The sequence below is a fragment of the Vibrio sp. ABH4_348 genome (assembly GCF_056159765.1).
The window spans coordinates 1,113,958-1,137,121 of sequence record NZ_JBSWVW010000001.1 but is presented as its reverse complement, the minus strand read 5'-3'; the positions used below and the strand labels follow the sequence as shown (position 1 = coordinate 1,137,121).

General features: G+C 43.7%; 23 protein-coding genes. 10 read left to right on the top strand and 13 right to left on the bottom strand.

Annotated features, from left to right (window positions below; translation table 11 throughout):
• Positions 1-2: 2 nt before the first annotated feature.
• The 11 genes from ACXAFJ_RS05115 to ACXAFJ_RS05065 all read right to left on the bottom strand — a co-directional run bounded on the left by ACXAFJ_RS05115 (position 3) and on the right by ACXAFJ_RS05065 (position 11,021).
• Positions 3-1,079, bottom strand: coding sequence for a protein-glutamate methylesterase/protein-glutamine glutaminase (locus ACXAFJ_RS05115; RefSeq protein ID WP_475321874.1), 1,077 nt, complete (start codon positions 1,077-1,079; stop codon positions 3-5).
• The gene (locus ACXAFJ_RS05110; protein WP_475321872.1) at positions 1,067-1,873 is read right to left on the bottom strand and encodes a CheR family methyltransferase; all 807 of its coding nucleotides are present in this window, start codon (positions 1,871-1,873) and stop codon (positions 1,067-1,069) included. The genes ACXAFJ_RS05115 and ACXAFJ_RS05110 overlap by 13 nt, the downstream gene beginning before the upstream one ends.
• Entirely contained in the window at positions 1,863-2,408 is a 546-nt protein-coding gene (locus tag ACXAFJ_RS05105) for a chemotaxis protein CheW (protein ID WP_475321871.1), read from the bottom strand. The genes ACXAFJ_RS05110 and ACXAFJ_RS05105 overlap by 11 nt, the downstream gene beginning before the upstream one ends.
• Positions 2,401-2,922, bottom strand: coding sequence for a chemotaxis protein CheW (locus ACXAFJ_RS05100; RefSeq protein ID WP_475321870.1), 522 nt, complete (start codon positions 2,920-2,922; stop codon positions 2,401-2,403). The genes ACXAFJ_RS05105 and ACXAFJ_RS05100 overlap by 8 nt, the downstream gene beginning before the upstream one ends.
• A gap of 2 nt (positions 2,923-2,924) precedes the next feature.
• Positions 2,925-4,922: a methyl-accepting chemotaxis protein gene (locus ACXAFJ_RS05095; protein ID WP_475321868.1), complete on the bottom strand. Its 1,998-nt coding sequence runs from the start codon at positions 4,920-4,922 to the stop codon at positions 2,925-2,927.
• A 32-nt stretch (positions 4,923-4,954) separates the two neighbouring features.
• On the bottom strand, positions 4,955-7,102 hold the full coding sequence (locus ACXAFJ_RS05090) for a chemotaxis protein CheA (protein ID WP_475321867.1): 2,148 nt from the start codon (positions 7,100-7,102) through the stop codon (positions 4,955-4,957).
• Positions 7,099-7,380 (bottom strand): STAS domain-containing protein, encoded by a 282-nt coding sequence (locus ACXAFJ_RS05085; protein WP_475321866.1) that lies wholly within the window; start codon positions 7,378-7,380, stop codon positions 7,099-7,101. Before ACXAFJ_RS05085 ends, ACXAFJ_RS05090 begins: the two co-directional genes overlap by 4 nt.
• 18 nt (positions 7,381-7,398) lie before the next feature.
• Positions 7,399-7,767, bottom strand: a complete 369-nt coding sequence (locus ACXAFJ_RS05080; protein ID WP_475321864.1) for a response regulator — start codon at positions 7,765-7,767, stop codon at positions 7,399-7,401.
• Positions 7,768-7,788: 21 nt separating this feature from the next.
• Complete coding sequence (locus tag ACXAFJ_RS05075; RefSeq protein ID WP_475321863.1) at positions 7,789-8,355, bottom strand: hypothetical protein; 567 nt, start codon at positions 8,353-8,355, stop codon at positions 7,789-7,791.
• Positions 8,356-8,533: 178 nt separating this feature from the next.
• Positions 8,534-9,628: a 3-phosphoserine/phosphohydroxythreonine transaminase gene (gene serC, locus ACXAFJ_RS05070; protein WP_475321862.1), complete on the bottom strand. Its 1,095-nt coding sequence runs from the start codon at positions 9,626-9,628 to the stop codon at positions 8,534-8,536.
• 118 nt (positions 9,629-9,746) lie between these two features.
• A complete protein-coding gene (locus ACXAFJ_RS05065; RefSeq protein ID WP_475321860.1) occupies positions 9,747-11,021 on the bottom strand; it encodes a DUF945 family protein in 1,275 nt (424 codons plus the stop codon).
• A 198-nt stretch (positions 11,022-11,219) separates the two neighbouring features.
• Here ACXAFJ_RS05065 and ACXAFJ_RS05060 point away from each other — a divergent pair, with 198 nt between their 5' ends.
• The 3 genes from ACXAFJ_RS05060 to ACXAFJ_RS05050 all read left to right on the top strand — a co-directional run bounded on the left by ACXAFJ_RS05060 (position 11,220) and on the right by ACXAFJ_RS05050 (position 14,400).
• The gene (locus ACXAFJ_RS05060; RefSeq protein WP_475321859.1) at positions 11,220-13,136 is read left to right on the top strand and encodes an ATP-binding protein; all 1,917 of its coding nucleotides are present in this window, start codon (positions 11,220-11,222) and stop codon (positions 13,134-13,136) included.
• Between the two features lie 15 nt (positions 13,137-13,151).
• On the top strand, positions 13,152-13,649 hold the full coding sequence (locus ACXAFJ_RS05055) for a response regulator (RefSeq protein WP_475321858.1): 498 nt from the start codon (positions 13,152-13,154) through the stop codon (positions 13,647-13,649).
• Between the two features lie 196 nt (positions 13,650-13,845).
• Positions 13,846-14,400, top strand: a complete 555-nt coding sequence (locus tag ACXAFJ_RS05050) for a hypothetical protein (protein WP_475321856.1) — start codon at positions 13,846-13,848, stop codon at positions 14,398-14,400.
• A 117-nt stretch (positions 14,401-14,517) separates the two neighbouring features.
• On the opposite strand, the gene ACXAFJ_RS05045 is transcribed toward ACXAFJ_RS05050, so the two are convergent.
• Positions 14,518-15,099 (bottom strand): TfoX/Sxy family DNA transformation protein, encoded by a 582-nt coding sequence (locus tag ACXAFJ_RS05045; protein ID WP_475321854.1) that lies wholly within the window; start codon positions 15,097-15,099, stop codon positions 14,518-14,520.
• 351 nt (positions 15,100-15,450) lie between these two features.
• On the opposite strand from ACXAFJ_RS05045, the gene ACXAFJ_RS05040 reads away from it, so the two are divergent.
• The 5 genes from ACXAFJ_RS05040 (at position 15,451) to ACXAFJ_RS05020 (ending at position 20,943) form a co-directional block, all read left to right on the top strand.
• Positions 15,451-16,371: an HDOD domain-containing protein gene (locus ACXAFJ_RS05040; protein WP_475321853.1), complete on the top strand. Its 921-nt coding sequence runs from the start codon at positions 15,451-15,453 to the stop codon at positions 16,369-16,371.
• Positions 16,372-16,385: 14 nt separating this feature from the next.
• Positions 16,386-17,291 (top strand): LysO family transporter, encoded by a 906-nt coding sequence (locus tag ACXAFJ_RS05035; protein WP_475321852.1) that lies wholly within the window; start codon positions 16,386-16,388, stop codon positions 17,289-17,291.
• A gap of 238 nt (positions 17,292-17,529) precedes the next feature.
• Positions 17,530-18,042 (top strand): hypothetical protein, encoded by a 513-nt coding sequence (locus tag ACXAFJ_RS05030; protein WP_475321850.1) that lies wholly within the window; start codon positions 17,530-17,532, stop codon positions 18,040-18,042.
• Positions 18,043-18,136: 94 nt separating this feature from the next.
• Positions 18,137-19,780, top strand: coding sequence for a pyridoxal-dependent aspartate 1-decarboxylase PanP (panP, locus tag ACXAFJ_RS05025; protein ID WP_475321849.1), 1,644 nt, complete (start codon positions 18,137-18,139; stop codon positions 19,778-19,780).
• Positions 19,781-20,088: 308 nt separating this feature from the next.
• Entirely contained in the window at positions 20,089-20,943 is an 855-nt protein-coding gene (locus tag ACXAFJ_RS05020; protein WP_475321847.1) for a MurR/RpiR family transcriptional regulator, read from the top strand.
• Between the two features lie 61 nt (positions 20,944-21,004).
• On the opposite strand, the gene ACXAFJ_RS05015 is transcribed toward ACXAFJ_RS05020, so the two are convergent.
• Entirely contained in the window at positions 21,005-22,237 is a 1,233-nt protein-coding gene (locus ACXAFJ_RS05015) for an iron-containing alcohol dehydrogenase (RefSeq protein WP_475321846.1), read from the bottom strand.
• A gap of 246 nt (positions 22,238-22,483) precedes the next feature.
• On the opposite strand from ACXAFJ_RS05015, the gene ACXAFJ_RS05010 reads away from it, so the two are divergent.
• A complete protein-coding gene (locus tag ACXAFJ_RS05010) occupies positions 22,484-22,747 on the top strand; it encodes a GrxA family glutaredoxin (protein WP_475321845.1) in 264 nt (87 codons plus the stop codon).
• Between the two features lie 149 nt (positions 22,748-22,896).
• Complete coding sequence (locus tag ACXAFJ_RS05005) at positions 22,897-23,046, top strand: hypothetical protein (RefSeq protein WP_475321844.1); 150 nt, start codon at positions 22,897-22,899, stop codon at positions 23,044-23,046.
• Positions 23,047-23,164: the final 118 nt, after the last annotated feature.

Genomic DNA, 23,164 nt, shown 5'->3' with positions numbered 1-23,164 from the left:
ACCTACGCCTTTGCCATTTTTTTCTGGATTTTGAAGGCTATGGTTGAGAGACTGCTCATGGATGTCACACCGCCTCTTTCATAGGCTTCTTTAGGCATTCCATACACCAAGCTGGAATCTTCATCTTGTGCCAAGGTGTAAGCACCAGCTTGTCTCAATTCAACCATTCCTTGAGCGCCATCATCACCCATACCCGTCAATAAAACTCCGATTGCCTTTGCGCCAGCTGTCTGAGCTGCAGATCTAAACAAAACATCAACAGAAGGTTTATGTCTGGAAACTAACGGTCCATCTTTTAATTCTAGGTAATAAAATGGATTTTGGCTGCTAATCATGCAATGAATCCCTCCTGGGGCTATATAAACATGTCCAGCTAACAGCTTTTCACCCTGCTCGCCTTCTTTTACATTCAAAGCAACTAATCCATTTAGTCTTTCGGCAAACGCGTGGGTAAACTTGGGAGGCATATGTTGAACGACAACGATTGGTGGAGAGTCGAGTTTTAAACCAGACAAAACATCAGCCACCGCTTTAGTGCCGCCAGTCGATGCACCAATCACTATAACGCTACCGTTATTGTGATTGTTATTAACCGGTTTCTCGGTCGACAAAATTACGTCGGCAGTATGCTTGGTTCGATAGGACTCGCCATGGATGTATTTAAGCTGCTTCACCCGTGCTTTAGAGGCCGCTTTAATTGCATTAAATACGCGCCCAACTTCTTCAGATTTCAGATAATCGTTTAAATTAGTACTCGGTTTATTGATAACTTCAATGGCACCAGAGGAAAGAGCTTCAAGGGATAGTTGTGGATTGTCGCCAGTCATGGCGGAGCAAATAACTACTGGGGTAGGTCTGGTGGACATGATTTGTTTTAAGAATGAAATCCCATCCATCTTCGGCATATGGATGTCGAGAATAATCACGTCAGGCCAATTTTTTTCCATCTTGCGCAAGGCTAAAATTGGGTCAGGCGCAGAGCCGATGACTTCGATGTCCTTATCTTGAGTGAGAATCCCGCCCATTACCTGTCTGATTACCGCTGAATCGTCAACAATAAAGACCTTTATTCCTGCCATTCATCCCCCTTTCTGAATGCACAGTTGCCAATTTCGGTCAGCCCTTTTCGACCGCGTAGTATATTTTCACTATGACCTAAAAATAGTAGACCACCGTCTTCCAATTGGTCTAATACGTTGTTAACAATCTGCTTTTGATCATCCGAATTAAAGTAGATAAGAATATTGCGAAGGAAAATAACGTGATATTTAAGGCTTTTTTGTTTTTCCATCAGATTACAGGTTTTAAACTGGCAAAAGCGACGGATAGACTTTGCAATCGTAAAGCTTCCTTCGTGATCCCCAATGCCTTTTAAGCAATACTGAACTCGGTATTCAGAAGGAATTTTTTGCACCTTATCAATGCGGTACTGGCATTTTACCGCTTTGTCTATGACGTCTTGAGAAACATCTGTACCGACTACACTCCACGTTGCCGGCCCTCTAACGCTATCTAACACCATAGCCAGAGAATAGGCTTCTTCTCCAGTTGAACATGCCGCACTCCAAGCTCTTAGAGAGTAGCTGGATGGAAAGTGGTGTAAGTTATCGATGAGAGTTTGAAACTGCTCCGCCTCTCTAAAAAAACTGGTCTCATGGGTGGTTAGTTTGTCGATAAAGAAACTCAGCTCTAGTTCGGAACTGTCTAGCCGCAGTAAATAATCGTCGTAGTTGTTGATTTCCAGTTCCCGCAGTCGTGCGGCTAGCCTGTTCTCAACAAGTAAGCGCTTGTGCTCTGCGATTTGTATTCCAGTGTGATACCTAAACATTTGAATCAGTTTGACAAACTGCTCTCGTGACAGGCTACATTCCATGGCTGTCCCATTTTGCTAAGCTTGCCGATTGAAAGGACAGCATCTGGTTGTTCAACTCATTGATTTCAAATAAATTCGACATCACTAGTATTGGGATATTGGTATTTTCATAGTTGGCCATGCGCCAAACAAATTTAGTATCAATATGGGCACCAAATGCGGGTTTGTCATAAAGAGCTTTTAGCTCGAACGTTTCGATTGCACGTACCCTCGACACCATTAGACCAATGGTAATTAAATCACCGGTTTTTCGATTTAGCGTTTCGTAAATAACAATACAGCTATATTTGTCATAGAGCTTCGTCGTCCCAAAACCTAAACGGGATGCTGCATCTACGACGGGAACAACACTTCCGCGAACGTTGATCACCCCTCGGATTACTTCAGGACACATTGGAACCGTTGTCACTTTGGTGTATTCAATCACCTCTTTCACCGATTCTAAAGGCACCGCCACCAGCTCATCAGCGACTGTCACGATAAGCACTTCAATTTGCCGCCCTACTTGATTGAAGTCTTGATAAAGCTCAGACATGAGGTTCTGGCTCCTTATCTGTGTCGATTGCGTCTAACTTGCCTTTGGTTATCCATTTCCATTGCTCATCTGAAAGCACAGAATCAATGTCTAAAATGGTCAGTAATCGGTCTGGTAGTTTTGCTAAGCCACGGATCATGGGAGCGGTCAAGCGTCCATCAAGTTCTGGGACAGACTCCACCTGCTCATATTCAATGTCAATGACCTGACTGACCAGGTCAACTTTGATCCCAACCGTATAGCTTTGTCCGCCCTGTTTAATGTCGGTCACCACGACACAGGTTTTGTTGCCTATCGCGTTAGGTTGTTGCCCTAGTGCTATTGAAAGATCAAACACAATGACCAGACTGCCACGCAAGTTCATTACCCCCATTACACTTTGTGGACAGCTGTCTACCGACTCTAACACCGGAAATTCAATGATTTCTCGAACTGGCTCAATAGGATAAGCAAAGAGTTTTTCTCCAAGTCTAAACTCAAGATGTTTTTTCTTACCGCTTAACATTGAGCTCATAGCTATTCCTCAAAAGGCACAAAACCAGACTCTTGATCTGCTTTGCCTTTACTAGCACTGTCGCGCGCCGGAGCAACAGACAAGTTTGTCGAGTATCCGTGTTCACCTTGTCCCGATACTTTAAAATAATTCACAATTTTGCGAATGTCAGACGTTTGCTCTTGAACCAACACAGCAGTCGCTGCCAGTTCTTCCGAAGCAGACGCGTTTTGTTGAGCGATTTCATCAAGCTGCGAAACCGTACGATTGATTTCAGCAACACTGGTACTTTGTTCAGTTGAGGCGGCTGTAATCTCTTGTACTAAGTCAGCCGTTTTTTGGATATTAGGTACCATGCGATTAAGCATGTCACCGGCATGCTGTGCAACTTTCACGCTGTTATCTGCCAAGGAACTAATTTCTTGAGCAGCAACTTGACTGCGTTCCGCTAATTTACGTACTTCGTCCGCAACCACAGCAAACCCTTTGCCATGCTCTCCAGCACGCGCCGCTTCTATCGCTGCATTCAGGGCTAGCAAGTTGGTTTTGTATGCGATGTCCTCGATGATGCCAATTTTCTCAGCAATTTCCGTCATTGCATCAACCGTGTCGTTTACCGCTTTACCGCCTTCATGCGCTTCTGAGCTAGATTGGGTAGCAATACCGTTGGTTACTTTAGAGTTTTCAGTATTCATAGAAATCGAAGAACTCATTTGGTCAAGTGAAGCGCTTGTTTCTTCCACACTGGCCGCAAGTTGACTGGAAGTGCTGCTAAGCATTTGAGAGGTGCCGGTGACCTCATTGGTACTATGCGAGATAGACTCAACCGAACGACGGATATCTAGCATGGTGCGCTGCAGTCTTTCTAAAAATCCGTTAAAGCTTCGTGCGGTTTCGCCAATTTCGTCGCTACCAAAATCTGGGATTCTACGTGTTAAGTCACCTTCACCCGAACGTAAATCCTCTGCAGCTTCCGAAAGTGCTTTGATTGGCTGAACTATTCCGCGAATCAAGAAAAGTGCAGTGGCAGTGGCAAGCACAATCGCAATCACCAACAAAGACCAAACTAGAGAAATGCTTTCTCGAGCAGCTTCTACTAAGTCATCCAAAGAGCCTGTTGCTCTGGTATCCGCTCGAGCACTTATTTGTTCAAGTAGGTCTTCTATCTTGTTAAACACCTCGTGCTCAAGTTGGTCTATGGTTCTCGCTGCTTCAATTTTGTCGCGTGGATTGTAGGTGGCCATAATTTCCTTACCACCGTTATACAATTGGAAAAAACTCTCAGTCACTTCACCTAGCGCTTTTATCTCAGCAGGTCGACGTTCCAATGGTTTAATTTCGGCTAGAAACGATTGGAAGTTTCTGGCCTCGACCTCATATTGAGCCTCGGCACCTATTTCGCCACGCATATAGGCATTAAGGGCATTAACCATGTCACCTTCTTCATCGATCATTTCAAGGTAATAACGTACACCCGGCAAATCATCATTTACTACTTCCTGGAAGTCTCCGGAGGACCCGGCATCGGCCACTTCTTCTTCTTTCAACGTATCAAGCAGCGCCTCAAGTGGTCTTGCATAGTCATCTAGCAGACGATTGTATTCAGCTACCGCTCTATCTTCTAAAGTTGGATCAAATTTATTGAACACTAAATTTTGTAAGTCGTTGTAGTATCGACCCATCATGTCGTCAATTTGACGCATCTCGACCGGGTCTGACGTTGGCAAGCGACGAATCTGTTCGAAGAATGCTACGAACTCATTGTAGTTAATTTGAAAATCTTCTTTTTCTTCCGCTTCGCCAGTAATGAACTCCAACACATTGGAGTTCATGTCGCCTAGCTCATCCAGCATAGCCAGTGAAAGGACCGCTTTGGGTATTTCTTCCTTACCCACACTAAGCGCGTAATTTTCAATGGTGCGATTCTTGGATTGAACTGATACCGCTATCACTAATAGGACCAAACCCATAGTAACCATAGCGAGTATGATTTTGTTTTTTATAGATAGTCTAAAAAACATGATGTTATCTCCGTCATATAGACTTAGAACTATTAGTGCTTAAAGCGCCCAGGGGCTTCAATTTGACTCAACGCTGCTTGAATCAAAGCAAAAATATCCAAAATTATGGCAACTTCACCATTTCCCATAATGGTTGCGCCACTGACTCCACGTAGCCCTTCAAATAGAGGCCCCATAGACTTAACTACGGTTTGGTATTCGCCAGTTAAACTGTCAACGACCAAACCCGCCTTAAGGGTGCCAAACTGAACCACAACTAAGGCTTCTTCTTCAAAATCACTCTCGCTTTCCAACCCAAACCACTGAGCTAGGCGAATAAATGGCATTGGGCCATCCCTCAAGTTAACGAATTGTTTGCCTTTGATTTCTTCTTCGGATGTCACTTCTCGAAGTTCCAGACACTCGACGACGTTATCCAGCGGGATGACGTAATCAACGTTTGCCACCTTAAACAGAAAGCCATCAATAATGGATAAAGTAAGCGGCAGCCGAATGGTAAATTTGCACCCGACACCCTTCTCACTTTCAAGTTCGATATTGCCTCTTAGGCTCTCAATATTGCGCTTGACCACATCCATACCGACGCCACGGCCAGACAAATCAGTGACAACGTCACGAGTTGAAAAACCAGGTTCAAAAATGAGCCGCCAAATATCACGCGGGTTGTGACTTTCACCGGCTCTAACCAAACCCTTTTCTATGGCACGCTTTAATACTCTATCCTCGTCCAACCCACCGCCATCATCTGATACTTGAATCACTATAGAACCCGAATCGTGGAAAGCGTGGAGGCGAATTTTGCCAATAGGATTCTTGCCTCGGCGGATACGTTCTTCCGCATTTTCAATACCGTGGTCAATGGCATTTCTAACAAGATGAGTTAATGGGTCACTTAATTTTTCGACAAAGGTTTTGTCTAATTCGGTCTCGGCACCGCTAATATGTAGCTCAACATTTTTATTGGCTTCTTTGGCTGTATCTCGAACCATGCGTTTGAACCGCGAAAAGGTATCGCCAATTTGTACCATTCGTAATTGAAGAGAATTGTCTCGGATACTCTCTACCAATCTTTCTAGTTGAGCCATAGCTTCAGTTAACGGTTCATAGCCCGTTTCATGAGCAAGGAGGCTGGTTCTTGCACCAGTGATCACCATCTCTCCAACTAAATCGATTAATTGATCGAGTTTTTCTGCTTCAATACGCAATGTTTTAGCTACGACGGTTTGAGGTTGATGTTTTTCCACCGCGGCGTTAATTACTGATTCCGGTAAATGCTGGTTTTCTTTTAACAACTGCCCTATGAGTGGCTTAATTTGTTGATTAGTCTGAATGCTCGCCTGTTGCTCTAGTCCTTGCTTCAACTCTTTTTCACTGATCGCGCCAATCTGCACCAGTATTTCACCAATCCTCTGGTTGTTATCTGGTAACTTTTGAATCAAATCCAGATATTGTTCTACTTGACTGTGTGGTGGAATCACAACGATATCCGCGTCTTTCTCGGTAAACTCAAACGCGTCCAATAGATCTTGTCGTGATACTGTGCCTGAAAATCGAATTTCAAATCCTAGATAGCACTGCTCTGGGTCAAAATCATCAAAGTGAGCTTCTAAAGCTTCCTCAATAATTTTCACACTCTGTACATTGCCGAGATTTTTCAGATATTTAATAAATGCGACTGGGTCGAGCCCATCTTGGAATACGTTTTTATGCGGTCGGAAGGAAATGTGCCAGATACCGCTGTGGACCGTTGCTTCTTTTTGGTTGACCTTCTCAACCGTTTCAGTCAATTGCCCTTCTAGATACCCTTTGAGTTTGCTGATTGTCGCATTTACTACATCGGCGTTAATAGCAGGTGAATGACCGTGAATACCCTGCACCAAGGTTTTAATCATGTCATTGGATTCAATCAATAGCTCCAGGTATTTGTCATCCGGCACCAGCGTGTGACGACGAACTTTATCGAGCGTGGATTCTAATAAGTGAGTGAACTCAACGATATTGTCTAAACCAAACAGTCCGGCTGAACCCTTAATCGTGTGATAGTGGCGAAAGACGGAATCTACCCATGCCAATGAATCGGTTTCGGGTTTCACATCGAGCAAAGTGTGCTCTGTTTCTTCCAGCATCTCATTGGCTTCAGAAACAAAGGTTTGCAATGCTTGCTCATATTGATTCTTCATATATCGCCCTCAGAGACGATCAATCGATAATCGAATAAGCTGACGTACTCGTCTAAATACTCGCTAATGTCTGAAAATGGGTCTAATACGTTGTTTTTCGCTGCCCACTTAACGAACCAGACGATCAACTGAAAGCCTGCTGCATCCATTTCTTTTACTAGCGACGCGTCTAGATAAATGGCTTGCGACGTATTCATAAGATGAAGAAGTTCTTGATACACTTCATCAACTTCGTAAATCGTCAATTCATAAGGCAATTGATAGATAGGTGTGTCCATCTTGCTACCTCAGCTCTCTTAACAAGCGAGTATCTTTGAGACAGCTTGCAACATCTGATCGGGTCGAAATGGTTTCACCAACCAGGCTTTAGCCCCTGCTTTTCGACTTTCCTCCATTAAATATTCTTGAGTCTCTGTTGTTAACATAATGATGGGTGTAAATTTGTATTTAGGACGGTTTTTCACTTCTTTGACAAATTCAATACCGTTCATATTCGGCATGTTTACATCACTGATAATTAAGTGATATTTGTCGCCGTTCAACTTATCTAACCCATCAACACCATCCCGAGCTTCAACAACGTCGTAACCAGCACCCGTAAGGGCAATGTTCACTACCTCTCTCAGCGAATCGGAATCATCAACAATTAATATCGTTTTCTTCATACCTTACCCTACGTAATACCGCTAGAAAAAAGTAACGCTTCCCTCATCTTGAGGGGATTTTTCCTGTTCCAGCTTGGTACGTTGTTCAATTTGTTTTAAAGAATCAACAAGCTGCTCGATGTTAAAACTGTCTGGTTCATCTTTAACCCGACGCAGCGCTGCTGATATGATCTCTAAGCCCTCAATCACACCCGCCTGCTTCTGCTGCATGCGGTCACCAAACTGCATTAAAATTATTAGTTCCTGATGTAAACTTTCGATCTGGCTCAACAAAGCCTTTTGTCTTTCTACCTCACCTTGCTGACCAGAAAGCTGACAAAGCTCGTAAGACAATTCCTTAAGCTCGATGATTTTTTTAGTGAGCTGCCGAACCGCGCTCGATGTGTATGAAAACGAGCCTTCCAGTTGTTTGTTCAACGTCGGAAACAATGAGGTCTGCAGTGCCTGATAGACATGCTGATACGATAAATTGATGCGATATGTTTTCCACTTGTAACCAGCAACGGACAAACCTGAAATACATAAAGCTGAGAGTACAGTCATCCAGCTGACCCCAAACATGACACTGTTGGTCAGTAGTGAAACCACAAACAAGCCTAGTACCATATGTCCGGTTTTCACTTTAGACCCTGTGTTTAAGTAATAATCTAGTAAATAGACTAGTCCATAATAGTGAACTCTATGAAACCGCAGACAAAAAAAGAGCAAAAAAAATCCCAAGCTATGCTTGGGATTTTTTGTTAGTCTTTGAAAAGTAGAGATTTAACTAGGCGTTAGCCAATTCAAACTCTTTCATGAAATTAACGAGCTTTAGTACACCCTCTAATGGCATGGCGTTATAGATAGAAGCTCTCATTCCACCTACTGCTCTGTGACCTTTTAACGCAACTAAGCCCTGCTCTTTAGCTTGCGCCAAGAATAAGTCGTCAAGCTCAGGTTTCGCTAATTGAAACGGCACATTCATGCGAGAGCGATTCGCTGGGTGAATGTTGTTTTTGTAGAAATCCGACGAATCGATATAGCTGTATAGTGCCTGCGCCTTTTCAGCATTCACCTTTTCAATTGCTTCAACACCGCCTTGCTCTTTAAGCCATTTAAATACTAGGCCCGACAGATACCACGCAAAGGATGGTGGTGTATTAAACATCGATTCTTTAGCATCCAGGATTTTGTAGCTAATAAAGCTTGGAACTAATTCATTGGCCAAATCTAAAAGATCATCGCGGACGATCACGATACACAAGCCAGATGGGCCGATATTCTTCTGAGCGCCTGCGTAAATTACACCGTATTTGGATACATCAATTTTACGAGAAAGAATGTTCGACGACATGTCTGCGACGATAGGTAAATCGGTGTCTGGTAGGTCAGACAGTTCGACACCATCAATCGTTTCATTTGGACAGAAATGAAGATAAGCCGATTCTGATGATGCTTGCCACTCTGAGGCTGGTTTAACGGCAACTTTTCCATCAATTTCCGTTTTAGCATCAACAACTTCGATTTCAGCATATTTTTTCGCTTCTGTAATCGCACTTTCCGCCCAGTAGCCTGCATCGACATAGGTGGCTTTTTTTGCTTTACCTAACAAATTAAGTGGAACGGCAGCAAATTGCGCTCTTGCGCCGCCTTGGCAGAACAACACTTTATAATTATCAGGAATCGACAACAAATCACGGAAATCTTGCTCTGCTTCTTGAGCAACTTGAATAAACTCTTTGCTGCGATGGCTAATCTCCATTACGGAGGTTCCAAGGCCATTCCAATCGATGAGTTCTTGCTGAGCTTGCTTTAGCACAGGTGCTGGAATAGCAGCTGGACCGGCACTGAAATTATAAATGGTTTCCTGTTCAGACGACATGAGATTCCTTTACTCCAAAATAAGTGTGACCTATGTCGGTATACCACTTTTTGAGAAACAAAAAAAGAAAAAGGAGCTTTCAGGCTCCTTTTTCATTCTAATGGCCAAAAACAGATGTTTACTGACTCATCATCATACCCTGCATAAAGAGCATCATAAGTGGTACCTGCTTGCCATTCGCTAAGGCCAATTGACCATTTTCAATTTTCCCATCAAAGACATATTGGCTGTTTTCTTCGCTGATCCATTCAGAGACGATCAAATCATCAACCGTGTATTGGGCACCAGGAATTTGATCGACAAAAGCCTGTGAGACATTAAGGTCGATTTTTCCTGTCATTTTTCCGATTAGTTGGTCCGGCGCCGATAATGCATTATCGATACCTGCAGGTAATTGCATTGTCCATTGCCCGTTGACCGGAGCACCATCTTTCACAAAGCTAAAGTTGTCAATGGCGATACCAAAACCTTGACCAATCAACGTTTGTGCTTGCTGTTGCAACTCTGCCACTTCCTCTGCGTTCAGACGATCCATTCGCTCCAATAGCTTCATGGTTTTAACAAACGAGTCAGCATCAAGGTCTGTTAAGGCAAAATCCAGTTTGATATCGCGAATTTCAATTGGATCTATTTCAGATTGAATCGAATCAATGGTGAACTGAACTGCACTACTCGTCTTGCTACCATCTTCAGAGAAATCCGTTTGAGCTGCCGTTTTCAGATTGTCCATCTGGAACATCGATAAACCGTCTGCAGCTACAGCAGATACCGAGCTCCACGTCATGTTTTGCGTGCCAGCCCAAATACCAGATTGGTAATAAGTTTCGCCAGTCAGAGACATGTCAGCAGCCTTCATTTGACTGCCATCTTCAAAAGAGGCAGTGATAAGAGGAGCCACAAAGTTAAAGTCTACTTTCCCGTCAACCGTTGCCTTGCCTGTTAAGGTCATAGGTTCAATCGCGATGTTGCCTGATTCTTCTTCAGGAACTTTGATATTCCACTGCTGAGTGTTTACGGTAAAATCTGTATTACCATTAAGTTGAGTGCGTGCCAGCATTTCTACTGGGAACTCATCCCAGCCTTCGATGTAAGAAACCGAATCAATACCCGTTAATCCGTGGTCTAATTGGCTAATCAGCACTACGCGGTTTTCAATTCCCAATGCCAAAAACGCTTCAGTAATACTCGGATCGGTAAATTCAAACTGAGTTTTTACCGTTGAGCTCAAATAACCACGGTCATACTCAATAACTTCTAGTTTGTACTGATCTGATGAGGTCGCTTGTGCACTGTTATGGATGACCTTCTCGCCAATATGCCCGACGGCTAACGGCCAAATACCTGCTAAAGCGAATGCGCCACCAAAGGCGCCAAGTTTTACTAAAGGATGCATAAATTCGTTTCTCTGATTAACGCTTACCGGCCGTCATGATTATTTAAATCATGCCAAACGTTGCCAGCTTCACGGTTTTTTAGAACATAGTACTCAACTAACAAGAGGTCGCAGCATTATACAACTCGGCTCGCAGTTCAAGGACAAAAAGCCTGCTAGATTGGTGGTTGGAGTCTATTTGTACGTTTTGGGAGCCGTGTGACACCTTTTGCCATTTTATGTTTGGATAACAATCCAGTTACGCTTGATCAATTCCGGATTGAATTGCAGCCGTTCGCTAGTAAATTTGACGTTTATTTGACTTATAGCTTGCAAGAAGCCCAGCAATCTCTCGAATTTGCCCAGCAAAAAGGACAAGAGCTGGCACTGGTCATTGCCAGTCAACACGATGACCTAGATGGTGTCAGCTTCTTAATTCAGCTTAACGATAATGCTCATACGAAACGTGCTCGCCGAATTTTGATCAGCTGCGGTAGCGACGTTCAGGCTATTGTCTCTGCCGTCAACGAAGGGAGGCTAGATCACTGCTTAACTCATCCCTTACCAGACAAACAGGTACTGGAAACGGCCAAAAAAGAACTCACTCAGTTTGTTATTCGCCATGACAACGATAATATCCTTACCTACAGCCAAGTTCTGGACCACCAAGCGCTTCTTCGCAGTCACATAGAAAACAAAATGCGTCGTTACCGCGAAGGATTTATCACGGATCACCACAAGTTATCTGACCAAGAGCTTGCCGACAAAGTCATCTCAACCTTAACAGATCATTTCTCCAACACCGGAGACGAGCAAAACGCGATACGCCAGTATTCCAAAGAGCACGTATTAACCTCGGAAGGTCGTCCTAACCGGTTTTTGTGGTTTGTAACATCAGGTCGGATCGCTTTGTTCAAAAAAGATGAATTTGGTGACAACACGGAAGTGGTTCGCTTTGGTAAAGGTAATTTGGTTGGCGGAATGTCATTTGTAACTGGCGAACCTTCGTTTTCAACCGGGATAACCCTTGAACCCACATCCGTAATAAAACTCGACCGCGAGGATTTTGCTAGAGTGATGCACAGCAACACTGACCTGCTACCTTTGTTCACAAACTTATTATTGCGGCACTTTAATCGACGCTTACAACGCAGTATCACCACAAAGATAGAGCTTCAAAAAACCTTAGACTCGCTTAACCTCGCCCAAGAGCAACTGGTCGAGAGAGAAAAAATGGCGGTTCTTGGTCAACTCATTGCGGGCGTTGCCCATGAGATAAACAATCCTATCGCCGCTATTTTGCGCGGAAGTGAGCGAATTACGCAGTCACTCGAATCTTTGTTTGCCAGTAGAAAAGACCTCATAGATCCACAAGAAATTCATGTGCTACGCCACGGCTTGTATGGTAAGACACGGTCAACCAGCGAAGAACGCCAGGCAGCCAAACAATTGACCCAACTCGGTGTAGATAAATCCGTTGCAAAAAAATTGATCAAACTCGGCCTAGATGATGATAAACAAGCCAAAACGCTGACGTTACCCGAACTGCATGCTTTGGAGTGCTTTGGCGTTATTGGCAATACTTTGCGTTCACTAAATGTATGTAGTAACCGAATCGCGGAAATGGTCAAAAGCTTAAAAGGCTACGCCAGGCAAGATGATGAAACTTTCCGGCTCATCGACATTCATGAAGGATTAGAAGACACCTTATTGATCTTTGAAAACTCGTTGAAGCGGCACAAAATAGAACGACACTATGGAGAAATTCCACAAATCTACGGTCAGGTAAACGCTCTACAGCAAATCTGGACCAATTTGATTGCCAACGCAATCGATGCATTTCCGGAGCAAGGCGTGCTCACAATAGAAACTCAGCCCATTACACGCAACCAGGAAGACTGGATTCTTGTCAGCTTTAGAGACAATGGCTGCGGTATTCCCAAACATATGAAAGACAACATCTTTGACCTCAACTTCACTACCAAAAAAGAAGGCAACTTTGGTTTGGGAATTGGCTTGTCGGTTTGTCAGCAGATAGCCAACCAACACGGCGGCATTATTGACGTGGAAAGTGAACCAAACCAATTCACACTAATGCGGGTCATGTTACCCATTACTCTGAATTCGAACCTCTAAACCATAGGACAGACGATGAACCCATATCTAATACTGTGCATCGACGATGAACGAGAAGTGCTAGACAGTGTTATTCAAGACCTTGATGAATTTGAAGAGCATTTTGATATTGAGCCAGCCGAATCAGTCCAGGAAGCCAAATCCATTATTGAAGATTACCAAAACGATGGAATTCCACTGGCGTTGGTTTTGTGTGACCACATTATGCCGGAGCAAACGGGTGTCAGTTTTTTGATAGAGTTGAATGACAAGCCTGAAACCCATACAGCCAAGAAATTGCTACTCACTGGGCAAGCGGGATTGGAAGATACAGTTGAAGCCGTCAACCACAGTAGCCTAGATTATTTTATCGCCAAACCTTGGCGTGGTGATGAACTGCGAAATGTTATTAAAGATCAACTTACTCAGTACGTTATTGATAACGAACCTGACCTTATGCCATGGGCACAAGTGTTAGACACAGAAAAAATCTTTCAAGCAATTTCTGATAACAGAATCAACTACGGCGACTAAGTAAAGTCAGCTGGTACGACGCTTGCATAAAGTCACAGATAGACACAAACAACGACAATTCTCTGACATTTTGCTGATGACTTTGTCGCTGCTTTCGTTAAGATGTTGAAAACCGGGTTCTTATTGAGAAAGACAGAAAGCTGTCATTCCTGAATCCACTGACAGAAATTCATTATGGTAAAGGTTTATCTTAATCATGCGTAAAATACTTACAGCCTCAGCATTGCTACTTGCCTCAGCGTCAGCTTTCGCGCAAAGCTACAACGATGACCCCGCCGTCATGAGCAACTTCAGCTACGACTACATAGAAGCAAGAATTGGTGCCAGCCCGGTTACATTTGGTCTAGCGTACAGCGCATCTGTTCACCCTAACGCACATATTATCGCACGTGCCGATTCAGAATTTGAAGGTGACTACGACACAGGCGCTGGTCTGGGCTTCCATTCTCCTATCAATAACTGGGCGGATTTGACCGGTGAGATGCTAGTTCGACTAACTGATGACGATGGCCCAAATGGCACTGATACCGGCATTGAACTCAATCTTGGTGTCCGTCAGTGGTTAGGCCCACAACTAGAAGTGGGTGGTCAGATTAAATATGTATCGATTGACGACAAAGACAACGACAACTGGGCAGGGTCAGCATATGCGAGATTCCATACCACTGAGCTATTTTCTCTTGGTGCAGAAGCCCGTGTTAACGACTTTTATGGTGACCAATTGATGTTCACCAGCCGTTTTAAGTTCTGATTAGCTAAACAGCCATACAAACAGACGTAAAAAAGCCGAGGTTTACAACCTCGGCTTTTTATTATGAGTCAGTACTCAATGAAGCAATTTCTTTTCAGTTTACTGGTAAAAATCCATTTACTGACAAGCGTCTAGCAATTCGCGTTTCGCTGGCTCTTGCAGCAGTTTCCAGTGGATGCCTTGTTTGGCGCCTGCAAACTTCCAAAGCAGCTTTACATCTACATCATTACCATAAGCTTGTTTAACTCGGCTAAACACTTCCGATGGACCCAAATCCAAGAAGGATTCGACATCTTCAATACCCGCTTTCTTAACCATTCTTTCCAACGTCAACTGCATATTCGGCAGATCACGTAGACGACGATTAGAAACAGATTTTTTGTCTTTCTTTTGAGTTAAAGAGTTAGCAATCGATTTTTCGATCAAAGCTTCTAGCTCATGCGAAGCTTTGCTGTATAACTCAGTGACATCGTAATAATTTACAGTAGCTGTCGTTTGTCGTTTTACATGTCGATATTTTACACAGCCTAAAGCACTTAATTCTTTATCGAGCTCATCTCCTCCTCTAATAAAGAGTCTGTCTTGACTGATCAGGGCAAACATCGCCTCATCCTTGAACAGACCTGTCCCACCAAACATAGAACGTTTTTGAAAGTCACCTAAGTTGCCAACGTAATCCAAAAAACCGTGTTCTGACATTTTCCTTGATCCTCGCATCTGTTTACCCCGAGTAAGCAGTTACCAGAAATCAGCAGCAAAAAACCTAATAGCAACAGTTATTTATAAGTTTGTAATCAAAGTGTGTCGCTACGAAATCCAGAATAGTTTACGCATCGAAAGAAGTCCGTACACAGTTCACAGAGATTTAATTCGTTTGTCCTAAATCTGAGACAGAATATGGATTTGCGAAGTGTGCCGTCTATTTTATTTGAGCAGGATCGAATTACTCGGATTAGATCACAGTTTCTTGCACTTTGGTATTAAGCTTCATTTGCTAGACAACAAAGCTAGAAGATACACTTAAGGTGTGACCACAGGGTAAAAATAACTATGAATCATTTATCGTTCTATTGGCTGCCAGACAACAATGATGCCATGCTGCAAGGTATCGAATCCGAATTTGCGCAAATGCTTGAGCAATCCATTAACTCGGGAAAAATTACCCTTCCCCCTATTCCTGAAGTTGTACTGAGAATTCAGAAGCTGTGTACTGAAGAAGCGACGGGTATTTCTGACATTGCTGATTGTTTAGTTGAAGATCCAAGTCTTGCCGCTATTGTAATTCGCGTAGCGAACTCGGTTATTTTCAATCGTCGCAACATCACTTGCACTGACTTAATCACCGCCGTCTCTCGTTTGGGGATTAGCCGTGTTAGAGACATTGTCACCGCGCAAGCAATTGAACAACTCAAACACTCGGTAAACTTGAGTAAAACCTGTGACCGAATTCTGTTTGATAGTGCCGCCAACTCTCGTGAACTGGCCGCCACTATGGTCATGGTGACACGAGGTTTCAAAGAAACGGGGGATGCTAAATACCATAATTTAGAAACCGATAAAGCCTTGTTAACCGGTCTACTTGCGGATATCGGCTTGTTCTGTATCGTGAACGAATATCACTGGTATTTAGAGCGCGGAAATTACCTGAATGAAGATATCGCGTTACAGATTTTTGATAACCAGTGCACCAGTGCCAGTCAGATGGTGCTAACTAACTGGGGCTTTGACAAAGATTTCCTCGAGGTGGCTTCTAACTCACCTTATGGTTCAAGTGATGCGGACGTGACGTATTTAGATGTGGCGAGAATCGCCAACCATATTCTGATGTTCCGACGCCAAGACGAAGAGATTGATCAACACATCGTAGAGTTTGATGTTAATGGTGCTGACATACTGTACAAAATTAGCAATCTAAGTGACAATGACTTTAGTAGTCAACTAAATGAAGTGATATCTGCTTCAGGATTGTAGTTCAAGAGTAGTTAATGTCGTCAGGAATTCTTTTAATATTTGCCCCGCTTGTTGCGGGGTATTTAGTTTCTATTAAAAACCCTTCCACCATCAAAACAATCAACCGCAGCACCTGCCAGCTGATTTATCTAATTTTGGGGTTAATGGGGTTAACTCTGGCAGCACTTGATAACCTCGCCGATAACCTACAAACCATCTTGCAGTATACCGCGGTATTTTTTGTCTGCCTTGGAGGCTGCAACCTCCTGGTGTTACCTCTCATAGACAAGTACTTACCCCTAGAGACAACAGACAAATCTACCAAAGTTCCTCTGTCAGCGATGATGCTAGAGTCGAGCAAGTTAATTGTTGTCGTAGGCGGCGGCCTTTTGATAGGTATTGGGTTGCCTTTTGATTTCTCGTGGGCCGACACAGCGATTGAATGGGTACTCTATCTATTACTTTTTTTCATTGGTATCGAACTCAGAAACAGTGGCTTGACCTTAAAACAGATTTTGCTGAACAAACAAGGGATGATGATTGCACTACTCGTGATCGTGTCTTCTTTTGTCGGAGGTTTAATCGCGGCTTGGTTCTTAGATATCAGTCCCTATCATGGCCTTGCCATGGCCTCTGGCTTCGGTTGGTATTCACTAGCAGGGATTTTGATGGGAGATGCTTTTGGTCCGATTTACGGTGGCGCGTCATTTTTGGTCGAACTGTTACGCGAGCTATTTGCTCTGGCTTTCATCCCATTGTTTATACGCCGCTTCCCATGTACGTCAATTGGTTACGCCGGTGCAACCGCAATGGACTTCACTTTACCCCTGATTCAAAACACTGGGGGGGTTAAATGTGTTCCGGTCGCCATCGTTAGCGGCTTTATTCTTAGTCTTTTAGTCCCGGTCTTGATGACCTTCTTTGTTGGGCTTGCAGGCTAGATCTCAGAAATTATGTGACAAACCGCTATATTGCGGTAGTTTTCCGATTTACCCTATTGTTCATCGGAACAATAAACGGGAAAAGTCCCGCTTAGTATCATAATTAAAACCACAATATAATTATCAATACTCATCGAAGTATACATAGCATAGTTTCCGCACATTCTTTCATGGCACCCTTGGGGTGGAATATGCGAGTTAAACATTTGCAAGCAATTAACTTTAAAAAGGAATGCCCATGAAACGTTTGTTTTTGTCTCTCGCAATCGCCCTTTCATCGACTGGTGTTAGCGCGGCAGATACACAATGTTTGAGTAATCAATATGATGTTTACATTGATGCCTCCCTCAATTGGTACGAGGATTTAACCGACCTCACTGTGTCGCAACAACCCAATCTACAAGAAGTCAGTTTGTGGTTTCTAGAAGGCCGAAAAAACCATTTTGAACTAAACCGCGCTGCTGTTCAGCATTATTTGGAAAAAGACCCGAGTAAAGTGAAGACCGAGCGCTCGGTAGAGAGCTGGTTGCAACTAGAACAAGCGGATATCAAAGTACTCGCGTCTCGCAGTGATCAATTAGGCCAACTAGCTAGCAAAACCTTTTCTGACAGACAATCCAAGCCGCATGCGAAGAACTACGATTTGCGTTCAGCGTTTGCTGATTTGCTGAGCCATCCAGTCAAAATTGAGACGGCATTAAATCGCTACAACACAGCGATTTCACAAATTGATATCGCTCAATGCCGCTAAATCCGGTAGCTGCTCCATTTTAAACGGGACATTCGTCCCGTTTTCGTTTAGATTGACCGCCTAGTTTTGATCTCCTAATCAGTCACTTATTTGTATGGTATCTGAACAAAAAACCGTAGACATTAGCTTTGACAGTCTCTTGCGTATCTTCACCGTGCCAGAGGGCCCAGATTCAACTCTGACACGCATTGACCAAGCACTGTCAAACAACCTCAATGTGTTTTTGCGCAATCATATCGTGACAGAAGAGCGTCCCTTGCATGAGATCGAACAGATGTTTGCCAATGCAAGCGTGCCTGAACAACCAGTTTTTGTTTCCGAACATACTCAGCATTTACTCGATAACCTAGTCGCGCATTCTGTTCATACTTCCTCGCCCAGTTTTATTGGGCATATGACCTCTGCATTGCCCTACTTCTTGATGCCGTTGTCCAAAATCATGATCGCGCTCAATCAAAACTTGGTAAAAATAGAGACCTCTAAGGCGTTTACACCACTTGAACGCCAAGTACTAGGCATGCTGCACAATCTAATTTACCAAGAAGATGAAGGGTTCTATCGCCGCTGGATGCACAGTGCCAATCACAGTCTCGGCGCGTTTTGCTCTGGCGGTACCATTGCAAACATTACAGCACTGTGGGTAGCGAGAAACAAAGCACTTGGTGCGACAAAAGAGTTTGTTGGCGTTGAGAAAGCTGGACTCTTTGAAGCGATGAACCATTACGGCTACCGTGGGCTGGCTATTGTTGTCTCTGATCGCGGCCACTATTCGCTAAAAAAAGCAGCGGATGTCTTGGGTATTGGGCAGCAGGGTTTAGTAACGGTTAAAACCGATGCAGACAATAAAATTTGTCCCGATGCTCTTGCGCAAACACTGGCTGATCTCAAAGCCAAACAAATCAAAACCATCGCCGTTGTCGGTGTTGCCGGTACCACTGAAACGGGCAATGTTGACCCGCTCGATGCGATGGCCGAAATATGTAGAAAATTTGATACCCATTTCCATGTCGACGCGGCGTGGGGTGGCGCAACCTTAATGTCAAATCAACACCGTATTTTGTTGAAAGGCATCGATAAAGCAGACTCGGTTACCATAGACGCGCACAAACAGCTCTACATCCCAATGGGGGCAGGCATGGTGTTGTTTAAAGATCCAAGTGCTGTCAGCAGTATCGAGCACCACGCCCAGTATATTCTACGCAAAGGGTCAAAGGACTTAGGCAGTCACACACTTGAGGGCTCTCGTTCTGGGATGGCAATGTTAGTGTCGGCAGCCATGCACATTATTGGTCGCCCTGGTTACCAATTGCTTATCGATGAGAGTGTCAGCAAAGCAAAACGATTTGCTGATATGATCAATTCAGATGAAGACTTTGAGTTAATCTCTAAGCCTGAATTGTGTCTTCTAACTTATCGATACGTTCCTGTGTCCGTTCGAAAAGCATTGACTAGAGCCAATTCGACTCAGTTGAAGCAGCTAAATGAACTACTTAACGAGCTCACTAAGTTTATGCAAAAACGTCAGCGTGAACTTGGTAAATCGTTTGTTTCCAGAACCCAGCTGAATCCAGAGACATACCAGTCGCTAGATACCATTGTGTTCAGAGTTGTCCTCGCCAACCCGCTAACCACAGATACAATTTTAAAAAATATCTTGCAGGAACAACGTGAAATCGCGAAGCAGGCACCAAACCTGATGAAACGCCTTTTATCTCTGGCAGACAGCATTGTTGAATAGCCAACCGTGGGCTACTAAGTTGAAACTTTCTTTCTAAAAGTTTGTAATTTGCCTGTCAATTGAAGCCAGTTCACTGATCAAATTACGCCTAAACTGCACAAAAATGTAGTTTAGGCAAAATTTGTTGATGCTTATCATATTCTCGCTCATCCAATCTGACAAAGTGTACTGAAAACGTTTGGCTTAGGTTTATACTGGCCTAAAGGTGTCAACTTAATTCGTTTGCGTTTGGATAGCCCTTGAATGTTTGTACCCTGTTTTATCCGCGCACAAGTTGACAAGTTGTTCTCAAACTTTTCGTGAACACTATGAATACATTAGAAAAAATTCAAAAAAATCTGGAAAACTTTAGCAAATCAGAGCGCAAGGTAGCTGAAGTGATACTGGCGTCTCCGCAGACGGCTATTCACTCAAGCATTGCTACCCTTGCTAAAATGGCAGATGTCAGTGAGCCAACCGTTAACCGTTTCTGCCGACGTCTTGATACCAAGGGCTTTCCCGACTTTAAATTGCACTTAGCTCAGAGTTTGGCTAACGGTACGCCATATGTAAATCGCAATGTCGAAGAAGACGACGGACCCGATGCATACACGCATAAAATCTTTGAATCGACGATGGCCTGCTTGGATGTAGCGAAAAACAGCCTAGACCCAATTCAAGTCAATCGAGCTGTTGATCTATTGACTCAAGCCAAACGCATTTCGTTTTTCGGACTGGGTGCGTCTTCCGCTGTTGCTAAAGATGCACAGAATAAGTTCATCCGTTTCAATATCCCAATTACCTGCTTTGAAGACATTGTGATGCAGCGCATGAGCTGCATAAACTGTACAGACAACGACGTCATTGTGTTGATTTCACACACTGGACGAACCAAGAGTCAGGTAGAAATCGCTAATCTCGCCAAGGAAAATGGCGCGACAGTGATAGCTATCACCGCTAAAGGTTCGCCACTTGATCAGGCTGCGTCGCTCTCTATTTGTCTTGATGTTCCAGAAGACACAGACGTTTATATGCCAATGGCAAGCCGAGTCGTTCAGATGACGGTAATTGATGTGCTGGCGACTGGATTTACGCTACGTCGCGGTTCTGGTTTTAGAGAAAACCTGCGACGCGTAAAAGACGCACTGAAAGATTCTCGCTACGACAAGCTTTCACAGTTTTAGTAGTAACCAAAAAAGAAAAAAGCGAAGCATCAGCTTCGCTTTTTTATTAGTAGAACATTCACTAAGGCATGTGAACATCCGACTCTTCTACGTATTCGATTGACGCTTGATTGTCCGACGTTTGCGTTACTTGACACTGTACATCGCACTGACACACTTGTTGTAGAATATAGATTAAACGCTCTTCTGTTAGTGGAAGTGGGTTACCTTTGATAGCAACAGACTTCATCGCATCTTCCGCGACTTGCTCAAATGAGGTGGTACACACTCCAAAATCTTTCAGCGATGACAGCTGAAGTTTTTCAAGCATCATGTTCACCCAAAGTACACCATCTTCGACATTTACGTTGTTTCGCCCCGTAAGCAAACTTGCCACTCGGCGGTATCGATACAACACATCGTTGCGCCCGGCTTGTTTTGCTGCTCGGATGTTTTCATGCATAACAAAAGGCGCGAGGTGCGCAGTTATTACGCTATGAGGCGCCGACAATTTTCCGCCCAATGCCGCCGCAAGACCGTGAGCAGCACCCAACTTAGCATTAGTTCGCGCCATACCGCCCAATACAGCAGCAAAAGAAACATCACTACGCGCTTTGTAGTCATCATGGACACAAGCTGCAATCATTGAACGACTCAAGCGACGTAAGCCCTCTTCACAAATCATATCCGTAATTGGATTGGGGTCGCCACATACATAGGCTTCCACTAGGTGAGTGAACGCATCCATAGCGCCCCGTCCTGATGAATCTAAATCCATTCCGTACGTCAGGGTCGGATCGATGATAGCAACGTCTGGCAACATATCCGAGCTGCGTAAACTCACCTTCACCCTATCTTGTCCCGACTTTAACACGGCATTTTTAGTCACTTCAGACCCGGTTCCCGCTGTGGTAGGTATAGCAATGAAAGGTAAACACTGTGTTTTTAGTGGAACGCTGCGACCGACTACCTCAACATAGTCATAGACATTACCGTGATTTGGAATAATGGCTGCCAGTGCTTTTCCCATATCAATGACACTGCCTCCCCCCATAGCGATTACCATATCAGGTTTGAACTTTCGCCCCTGAACGGCAGTTTCCTCCACCATAGCGATGTAAGGTTCCCCGCTTACGGCCATGTGTTGATAACGCATGTTCTGACTTTTGAGATAATTAACAACAGGGCTGGCACGCTCTAGGTCTTTGCCTGTCACCAATAACACACTGTATCCAAAATGATTAATCATAGATAACGAGGACTGCAGAGCGCCTTCGCCGAAGATTATTTGAGTCGATGTCATAAAACTGAACACGTTTAGACTCCTTGTTTACGCTGGGCCAACATCGCCAATTCACTAAAGAGCACTTAATAACAATACTCTTTATCTGGTTACTAATTCATCGTTGTAGTCACACTCTCGGAGACTGATCAATATTTGGTAAATCAAATGCGTTCATTACTTCAGCAATAGACTGTACCTATCACACTGAAAGGTAATAGTGGCTTTATTTCGATACGTCGTTCAGGCATAGTTGGCTTACTAAAAAGGAGAACTAATATGTTTGTAGTTATTTTCGGCCGTCCAGCATGTCCGTATTGTGTTCGCGCTAAAGAGCACGCAGAAACACTGAAAGCAAAACGCGATGATTTCAACTACCGTTACGTTGATATTCAAGCGGAAGGTATTAGCAAAGCTGACCTTGAGAAGACAGTTGGTAAACCTGTTGAAACGGTTCCACAAATCTTCATCGATCAAGACCACATTGGTGGTTGTGATGACTTTGAAGCATACGCTAAAGAAAACCTAGGATTGTTCGACTAAGCACAAACCCTATGAGTTTTATCGAAAAGACGACCCAAAGCGGTCGTCTTTTTGTTTTATTAAACCAAGTTGTTGCATATCATTATCATTCGTGTCAGTTTATAACCATATATGGGTCTATTATCGTATTGAACGTTTGAGGGTTAATAGTGACTGAATCTCGTCAATTTAATTCATTGAGTCTAGGAGCCTGTACCGCGATTGGCATAGGTATTGGAACCGCTATTGGCAATATTGCGTTAGGTGCTAGTCTTGGAGTAGCAATTGGCGCTGCCCTTGCACTAAGAAAAACTAGTTAGATTTGATATACCCTTAGAAAGGACTCGTCATTCCACTGCGTTCCTGTTCTTTAGGTAGAGAGGCTAGAACTAAAACAGAATATGTCGCTCTGAATCCTGCATCTTGAAGTCACTTGGG